Annotated in this window: 1 protein-coding gene and 1 pseudogene; one reads left to right on the forward strand and one right to left on the reverse strand. The window is 35.6% G+C overall.

From position 1 onward, the window contains the following. Positions 1-291 precede the first annotated feature (291 nt). Positions 292-813 (reverse strand): YehS family protein, encoded by a 522-nt coding sequence (locus tag D0463_RS02880; RefSeq protein WP_117304864.1) that lies wholly within the window; start codon positions 811-813, stop codon positions 292-294. Positions 814-1,201: 388 nt separating this feature from the next. On the opposite strand from D0463_RS02880, the pseudogene D0463_RS02885 reads away from it, so the two are divergent. Beyond that, a pseudogene (locus tag D0463_RS02885) lies at positions 1,202-1,457 on the forward strand (2-keto-4-pentenoate hydratase); the annotation flags it as partial.

Below are 1,457 nucleotides of genomic sequence, written 5' to 3' on the forward strand. Positions count from 1 at the left end.
TTCCGCAGGAGTCTCGCAGATTCCCTTCCCAAAAACAACATTATCGTTTAACAGAGCCAATCCATAAAAAAATACACCTCCACTTGTTAGTCAGACTAAAAAGTGGGGTGCAATTCCATCGCAGATCATAGCTTTACGCTGCTTTTTGATCTCTATTTTCCTGCCTTCTTTATACCATTCCTTAAATTCAGCTGCCGCTGTGAATATTACGTCTGTGGATGAGTTAATCGCCGTTTCCGAAACTCAACCATCCTTCTTATATTATTTTAATTCAATGGAGTGGATGGTCCCTTAACCCCTGTATGTTACAGTTAATCCTTTTAAGAAATTCCTGGCGTATTTATCACCGCACTCTTTATAATTCTTATGGCCTTGTTTTCTTAATAGAGCGCCTAACTCGCCTTTTGTAATAGTGACTCCTGCTTTGTCTAAGATATCAATCATATCCTCGCTTGTTAACGCCAATGCTATCTTTAATTTCTTTAGAAGGATATTATTGATACTTTCATTAGTCTTTAAAGGAAGTGCCGGGCTGTCAGGCTGTCCTGGTTTAGGTTCTTGCTTTCCTCTTTTAAAAATGATTAAGCCATTTAAAAATGACTCTAACTTCATATTATTGATTTTTACATTTTCCTCATTTTCAGCTTCATCAACATCAACTTCATCATGGTAACCGTCATTTGATTTGGTGAGCATCTTTAGCACTTCTGCTTTCGTTGCTTCAATACCACCAAGTTTAAATATCTCTACCATATCTGTATTTTTTATATCGAGAGCATATCTTAATCTAATTAAAATATCATTGTTATCCATCTATATACCTCCTATAACGCCTATTGCATCTTCATTATTTAAACACATTATCCTTGCGTGTTCAAAGATTACAGAAACCTATAACTCTTTACTATCAGGCTATGCCCTCGGTATCCGCGCACACTCCACGTGCGGAATGTATGCGGCATGACAAAAGAGAGTCGCTGAGTTACCTTCCAAGGTTTTATCTTTAGCTTATATTTAATCCTGATATGTTAAGCATGCCAACTTTTTCATAACATTATGAAGGAATACTCATTGTTAAGCTGGTTTCCAAATTTAGTCCTTGTCTTCTTTATCTCATTCTTATATAAAACTCTTTCCTTCTAAATCCCCAAAGTGTTAGACTATTATTTAAATTTATAAAAGTTAGAAAAGGAGATTTATTATGATAACGCAAACCTTTGTAGACACCTTATATGACTCCTACAAAAATCAAAAAGCATTAAAAAAAGAGGTTTTTCCCTCAGATATCAATTTGGATGAAGCTTATCAGGTTCAGCATGCCTTTACCGAGGCGAAAAGAGAAAATAATGAATGTTTAAAGGGATATAAAATAAGCATGACAAGTCCAGAAACTCAGGCATTATTCGAAGCGAAGGAGCCATTATACGGTCAAATGACAGATAAGCAAATAACAGGTG

The sequence above is a fragment of the Bacillus sp. V59.32b genome (assembly GCF_003429085.1).
Lineage (GTDB): Bacteria > Bacillota > Bacilli > Bacillales > DSM-1321 > Peribacillus.

Bases quoted from the DNA above. Each gene is read 5' to 3' on its own strand.
- D0463_RS02880 (WP_117304864.1), bottom strand. From the start codon at position 813: ATGGATAACAATGATATTTTAATTAGATTAAGATATGCTCTCGATATA.